Source organism: Aquimarina rubra, assembly GCF_042684305.1.
Lineage (GTDB): Bacteria > Bacteroidota > Bacteroidia > Flavobacteriales > Flavobacteriaceae > Aquimarina > Aquimarina rubra.
This window is the reverse complement of the sequence record NZ_JBHULE010000002.1, coordinates 672,982-680,257: the sequence shown is the minus strand read 5'-3', so window position 1 is coordinate 680,257 and position 7,276 is coordinate 672,982. Positions and strand designations below refer to the sequence as shown.

The following is a 7,276-nucleotide window of genomic DNA, read 5'->3' as shown; positions in this document are numbered from 1 at the left end:
GTACTGTTGCAGGTACAGATGATGATGGTACTTTCAATACACAGGCAGGAGATACGGTAACCGTTACTTATGATGATGTTTTAGATGCTTCAGGGAATGATCCGGTTGCTGTTACAGATACAGATATTGTACAATTAGCAGAAATAAGCGTTATCAAGACAGTTCGAGTTGCAGGTATTGCTTTAGATGATGTGATCGAATATGATATTGTAGTGACCAACACAGGAAATGTTACAGTGACCAATATTGAGATCGAGGATCTGAATGCAGATGCAGGTAGTATTGTGGGAAGTCCAATAACAAGTTTGGCACCTGGAGATAGTGTTACTGTAACAGCCAATCAAACGATTACACAGGCAGATATTGATGCAGGTTATATAGAGAATAGCGCTACTGCAATGGGAGATAGTCCAACAGGAACAGATGATGTAAGTGATGTATCGGATGCAGGAGATGAGAATGTGGAGACTCCGAACGGAGATGGTACTACGGATAATATTCCAGATAATGATCCAACGGTAACTATTTTAGATGCAAATCCAGATTTAACATTGGTGAAAACAGGAGTTGCTAGCGGATCAAATGTTGGAGACATTATTACATATACGTTTACGGTTACAAATACCGGGAATGTACAGGTAGATAATATATTTATTGATGATATACTAACAGGAAGTACAAACTTGGTTGTTAATCCTTCAATCCTTGCTCCTGGAGAACAGGGAACGGCAACAGCAACCTATGCTATTTCTCAAACAGATATTAATAACGGAGAGGTAATAAATAGTGCTACGGTGATGGGAGAAGATCCTAATGGAATAGGAGTTATGGATGTTTCTGATAGTGGTGATGAGACAGTGGATGAAGATGGGGATGATGATCCTACCAATGATCCTACCATCATTACTATTTCTCAAGTTCCTAATTTAGCCTTAACTAAGACCGGTATCTATGTAGATGTTAACGGAGATGAGCTTCCTAACGTTGGAGACGAAATCTTATACACATTCACAGTAGAAAATACGGGTAATGTAGATATTACCAATATTGTTCTTATAGATCCATTAGTGGGTATAACCATAACAGGAGGCCCAATCAATCTTTTAGTTGGAGAAATAGATACTACAACATTTACAGCGACTTATGTACTAACGGCAGAAGATGTTTTATCGGGTGAGGTACTTAATCAAGCTACTGTAACAGGACAGGATCCAAACGGTACTGATGTCATCGATTTATCAGATGATCCTATTAATACCACTGACATTGATCTTGATAATGATGGTGATGCAGAAGATGAAACAGTAACTGTTATCGAAGGAGTATTTACAGATCCTGATGATCCTATTATAATTTACACCGGTATTAGTCCAAACGGAGATGGTGTTAATGATGAGTTTAGAATTGTAGGATTAAGAAATTTCCCAGACAATACACTTAGAATTTACAATAGATGGGGAGTTCAGGTTTTCGAGGAAGATGGATATGAGCAACCAGGAGTAGAATTATTTAAAGGAATTAGTAACGGAAGAGTTACCATTTCTCAAAATAATGAATTACCAGTAGGTACGTATTACTATGTTTTAGAATATATAAATGCTAGAGGAATAGATACGTATAAAGCAGGTTACTTATATATTAACAGATAAAATTTTATTTGGAATAGTATATATTTGTTATTCCCTAAATCAAATAATGATACTTATGAATAGACTATTAACGATATTTATGCTAGCTGTCCTTGGTTTAATTTCCAATTATGGTAATGCCCAGCAAGATGCTCAATATACTCAGTATATGTATAATACAATAAGTGTCAATCCAGCGTATGCGGGTAGTCGCGGTGTGATGAGTATAATGGGTATGCATCGTAGTCAATGGGTGGGATTGGATGGAGCTCCGCGAACACAGACTCTTACGTTAAATACACCTATAGGAGATAATAATAGAGTGGGTCTCGGACTTTCTATAGTCAATGATGAAATAGGGCCTACAGATGAGACATACTTTGGTGTTGATTTTTCGTATACCATTCCAACTTCTGAAAGAGGAAAGTTAAGTTTTGGTTTAAAGGCAGGTGGACATCTACTCAATGTTGATTTTCAGAGATTATCGCAATTTGATATCAATGATCCTAATTTCGAAAATAATATTGATAATAAGTTGAGTCCTAATGTAGGGGTTGGTTTATATTATCACACAGATAGGTTTTATGTAGGATTAAGTGCTCCTAATTTATTAGAAACAGATCATTTTGATGAGGAAGCCACAGTAGGTAGTAATGACTCATCTACTTTTATTGCAGAAGAAAGAATTAATTATTACTTAATTGCTGGACACGTTTTTGATCTAAGTGATTCTGTAAAGTTCAAACCAGCGGTTCTTAGTAAGTTAGTTTTTGGGGCTCCTTTGCAAGTTGATGTTTCTGCCAATTTTCTATTATACGATAAACTTACATTGGGAGTTGCCTATCGATGGAGTGCTGCATTTAGCGCGATGGCAGGATTCCAGGTGTCAGACTCTTTGATGATCGGATTTGCTTATGATAAGGAAACCACTGAATTAGGAAGAACACAATTTAATGACGGAAGTTATGAAGTAATGCTCCGTTTTGAACTGTTTAGAAAATATAACAGAATGCTAACGCCACGTTTCTTTTAATTATCGGAACACAATATAAATCGTGTTCCATTTTAGAAGGAAATTTAGATAAATTAATTTTAGATTATAAAATATAGCCAAACTAAAATGAAGGGATTATTACACAAGTTATTATTTGTTTTTATTGGGTTTTTCTTTGTGAACCTCACGTTTTCTCAAGAGAGAAAACTAAAAGCAGCACAGAGCCAATATGACAAATATGAGTATATTGATGCGCAGGAAACCTACCTTAAAGTTGTAAAAAAAGGTTATAAAAGTGCAGATCTTTATAAAAACCTCGGAAATAGCTACTATTTTAATAGCCAGTTCGAAGAGGCTTCAAAATGGTATGAAGAATTGGTAAATTCCTATCCTAACGAAGTCGAACCTGAGTATTATTTTAGGTATGCACAAACATTAAAATCTGTTGGTCGTTATGATGATGCCGATGTGTATATGAAAAAGTTCGTAGAAACAAGTTCCGATGATCAACGTGCACAATTATTTAAAGAAGAACCAAATTATCTAAAACGAATAGATTTTCAATCAGGAAGATTTGAAATAGAAAACTCTTCTATCAATTCTTCATTCACTGATTTTGGTTCTGCATTTTTTGGGCGGTTTGTGGTTTTTAGTTCTTCTAGAGATACACTATTATTCAAAAAAAGCGTACATCAATGGAATGAAGAACCTTTCCTGGATCTTTATAGGGCTGAATACAATCCTACGAATGGAGAGCTTTCCGAAATAAAAAAGTTCGACAATAAAATAAATAGTAAGTTTCACGAATCTACACCTGTCTTTGCTAAAGATGGTCAAACAGTATATTTTACAAGAAATAACTATGATGGCAGAAAATATGGAAATGATAAAAAAGGAACAAATCGACTAAAAATCTATCGTTCCTATAAAAACCCACAAGGAGGCTGGACAACACCACAAAATTTACCTTTCAATAGTGATCAGTATTCCACTGCGCATCCTGCATTAAGTGTTGATGAAAAGACATTGTACTTTTCATCAGATATGCCAGGTGGAGAAGGACAATCGGATATTTATGAGGTTACTATAAATTCTGACGGAAGCTTTGGAGAGCCAAAAAATTTAGGAAATAGAATTAATACCGAGGGGAAAGAAACTTTTCCATTCGTAAGCAGTAACAATGATCTTTATTTTGCCTCAGATGGTCATATTGGACTAGGAGGATTAGACGTTTATGTTACCAGACTTAACCCACAAACAGACGAGGAAAAACTAGTAGTTAATATTGGTAAACCTGTTAATGGTCCCGATGATGATTTTGCATTTATTGTAGATGATAAATCCAGAAGAGGTTATTTTTCATCTAATAGAGACGGAGGAAGAGGAAAAGATGACATCTATAGTTTTCTGCAGTTAGAAGACCTTAAAAGCTTCTGTGAGATTACAATTGCAGGTGTCGTAAAGGATAAAGATACTCAGGAGTTATTACCCGGAGCAAAAGTTTCAATTTACGACAGTAGTAATAACCTATTAGAGAGTTTTATAGTAGGAGATGATGCTTCATATAGTCATGTAGTTAAATGTAGTTCTAAGTATTTTGTAAGAGCGGAAAAAGAAGCCTATGTGACCTTAGAAAAATTGGTAAATACACCAGAAAAAACAGAAACGGTAGATGTGTCTTTATTATTAGAGAAGAAGGTAAAATCTGCTGATGTTGGAGATGATCTTGCTAAAGTACTATCGCTTAATCCTATTTATTTTGATTTTGATCAATATTATATACGTCCTGATGCTGCTGTAGAGCTGGCTAAGGTGATAGAAGTAATGAATCAATATCCAGAAATGAAGATTGATGTAAGATCGCACACCGATAGTCATGGAGACGATGCGTATAACTTATGGTTGTCTGATCAGAGAGCGAAATCTACAGTCGATTATATGGTAGGCAAAGGTATTTCAGCAGAACGATTGACAAGCAAAGGATACGGAGAAACGCAGCCGGTTAATGAATGTGGAAACGATTCTAATTGTAAAAAATCAGAATATCAGTTAAATAGACGAAGTGAATTTATAATTGTTAAGTAAATATATAATAGCCCTATATAAATTAATAATATTGCTTTGTCTGCTCAAAACACCTTATTTATTAAGGTGTTTTTTGATTTAATAATTGTAAATAATTCTTTATTTTATGCCAAAAATAGGATAGATTATGAATTGCTACTACGATTTCGTAGTTTTGAACCAATACTAGGAAATGGAAGAAGAAAAAGTCATTTTGGTTAATGAAAATGATGAGCAAATAGGCTTGATGCCCAAGCTCGAAGCACACGAAAAAGCATTGTTACATAGAGCATTTTCTGTTTTTGTCCTTAATGATAAAGAAGAATTAATGCTGCAGCAACGTGCTTATCATAAATATCATTCACCCGGGCTGTGGACAAATACGTGTTGTAGTCATCAACGAGAAGGAGAAACCAATATTCAGGCAGGTACCCGAAGATTACAAGAAGAAATGGGATTTATAACTCCACTGAGAGAGACCATATCGTTTATATATAAAGCTCCATTTGATAATGGACTTACCGAACATGAGTTGGATCATGTGATGGTAGGACACTATGAAGATAATCCGGTGATCAACCCTGAAGAAGTTGCCGACTGGAAATGGATGGCAATTGAAGATATAAAAGAAGATATGGTTAAGAATCCTAATCTATATACCGCTTGGTTTAAGATTATATTTGATAAATTTTACTCACATATTACATTATGAAAATAAAAGCCTGTAGAAAAGCACATTTTAATGCTGCACATCGACTTTACAGAAAAGATTGGAGCGACGAAAAAAATGCTCAGGTTTTTGGAAAATGCAGTAACCCTTTATACCACGGTCACAATTATGAACTTGTTGTTGCAGTGATAGGAGAGATTGATCCTGAAACAGGGTTTTTAATTGATCTTAAGATATTAAAGGAATATATCAAGTCAGAAGTGGAAGATTATATGGACCATAAAAACTTGAATGAAGAAGTAGAAGAGTTTAAAAATTTAAACCCCACAGCAGAAAATATAGCGGTGGTGATATGGGATCGACTTCGTAAAAAATTGGATGAAAAATATGATATTGAGGTTACGCTGTATGAAACTCCTCGAAATTATGTAATATATAACGGGAAGTAAAAGGATATGGGACTAGAAGTAGGAGATAAAATTCCTGAATTTACCGCTACAAAAGACGATGGAGACGATTTCCATAGTCAAGAGTTTGTTGGTCAAAAACCTCTTGTAATTTATTTTTATCCTAAAAACTTTACACCTGGATGTACTAAAGAAGCCTGCGATTTTAGGGATAGTTATGAGGATTTTAAAAAAGAAGGAGTAGAGGTTATAGGCATAAGTTCGGATAGTGTAAAATCTCACGAAAGATTTAAGAGCAAATATAAGCTACCTTTTATATTTTTATCAGATGAAAAGGGTAATTTAAGAAAGCTGTTTGGAGTAAAAGCCGGACTTTTTGGAATGCTTCCGGGTAGGGAAACCTATGTTATAAATAAAGAAGGAGTAATAAGGCTTAAGTTTAATAGTATAAATGCATCAAGGCATTTGAAGCAAGCTATTAAAACAGTCAAAGAAATGATGAATGAGTAGAGATTCACTATATATATTAAAGTTTGAACCAATTCTAAAAGAAAAAATATGGGGAGGCTCTAAATTGAATAATTTTTTAGGTAAAGAACCAAAAGGCTCATCTATTGGAGAAAGTTGGGAAATAAGTGACGTAGAAGGGGATGTTTCTGTAGTAAGTAATGGACCTTTAATTGGTAAAACCCTGCATGAACTTTTAATAGAGTACAAAGAAAAGTTAGTAGGAGAAAAGAATTTCGAACGTTTCGGAACTAAATTTCCCTTGTTAATTAAGTTTATAGATGCTAAAGAAGATCTTTCTGTACAATTACATCCAGGTGATGAAATAGCTAAAGAAAAACATAATTCACTTGGTAAAACAGAAATGTGGCATGTGGTCCAGGCAGATAAAGGAGCCAATATTATTATTGGTTTTAATCAAGAGGTAAGCCCAGAGCTATATCAAAAACATGTCGCCAATAAAACTATAAAAGATATTCTTCATTACGAACCGGTATCTTCTGGAGACACTTTTTTTGTGTATTCTGGATTGATTCACGCCATCGGAAAAGGAGTGCTGTTGGCAGAGATACAGCAAACATCGGATATCACATATAGAGTTTATGATTGGGATCGAAAAGATACTGATGGTAATTATAGGGAGCTGCACCAAAAAGAAGCATTAGAAGCAATTGATTTTGGTAATAAGACCGATTATAAAGTTGACTATAGCGTTAAAAAGAATCAGGTTACGGACTTAGTAAATTGTCCTCATTTTATCACGAATCTTTTAGAAGTGAATAGCGAAGTAAAATTTTTACATACAACATATGATTCTTTCGTTATTTATATGTGTGTAGAAGGTCAAGCGGATATCGAAACAGAAGAACAAAAAATAACGATTCAATTTGGAGAAACTGTGTTGGTTCCTGCTTCCATACCGGAAATAAAAGTAGTTTCAAAAGGGGCAAAGCTTTTACAAACTTATATTTAAAACTAAAACCGTTTGATAAATGGTTTAAAAGAC

At 34.6% G+C, this 7,276-nt stretch carries 7 protein-coding genes; all 7 read left to right on the top strand.

The genetic code is table 11. From position 1 onward, the window contains the following. A partial coding sequence (locus ACFSR1_RS03500) for a DUF7507 domain-containing protein (protein WP_378289667.1) occupies positions 1-1,649 on the top strand: 1,649 nt, incomplete at its 5' end. Between the two features lie 55 nt (positions 1,650-1,704). Next, positions 1,705-2,661 carry a PorP/SprF family type IX secretion system membrane protein gene (locus ACFSR1_RS03495; protein ID WP_378289665.1) on the top strand — a complete coding sequence of 319 codons (957 nt, stop codon included), beginning with the start codon at positions 1,705-1,707 and terminating at the stop codon, positions 2,659-2,661. An 87-nt stretch (positions 2,662-2,748) separates the two neighbouring features. Then, positions 2,749-4,707 carry an OmpA family protein gene (locus tag ACFSR1_RS03490; RefSeq protein WP_378289663.1) on the top strand — a complete coding sequence of 653 codons (1,959 nt, stop codon included), beginning with the start codon at positions 2,749-2,751 and terminating at the stop codon, positions 4,705-4,707. A 172-nt stretch (positions 4,708-4,879) separates the two neighbouring features. Beyond that, entirely contained in the window at positions 4,880-5,398 is a 519-nt protein-coding gene (gene idi, locus ACFSR1_RS03485) for an isopentenyl-diphosphate Delta-isomerase (protein ID WP_378289662.1), read from the top strand. Next, the gene (locus tag ACFSR1_RS03480; protein WP_378289660.1) at positions 5,395-5,805 is read left to right on the top strand and encodes a 6-pyruvoyl trahydropterin synthase family protein; all 411 of its coding nucleotides are present in this window, start codon (positions 5,395-5,397) and stop codon (positions 5,803-5,805) included. Before idi ends, ACFSR1_RS03480 begins: the two co-directional genes overlap by 4 nt. Positions 5,806-5,811: 6 nt before the next feature. After that, the gene (locus ACFSR1_RS03475) at positions 5,812-6,273 is read left to right on the top strand and encodes a peroxiredoxin (RefSeq protein ID WP_378289658.1); all 462 of its coding nucleotides are present in this window, start codon (positions 5,812-5,814) and stop codon (positions 6,271-6,273) included. Next, a complete protein-coding gene (locus ACFSR1_RS03470) occupies positions 6,266-7,243 on the top strand; it encodes a type I phosphomannose isomerase catalytic subunit (protein WP_378289656.1) in 978 nt (325 codons plus the stop codon). Before ACFSR1_RS03475 ends, ACFSR1_RS03470 begins: the two co-directional genes overlap by 8 nt. Positions 7,244-7,276: the final 33 nt, after the last annotated feature.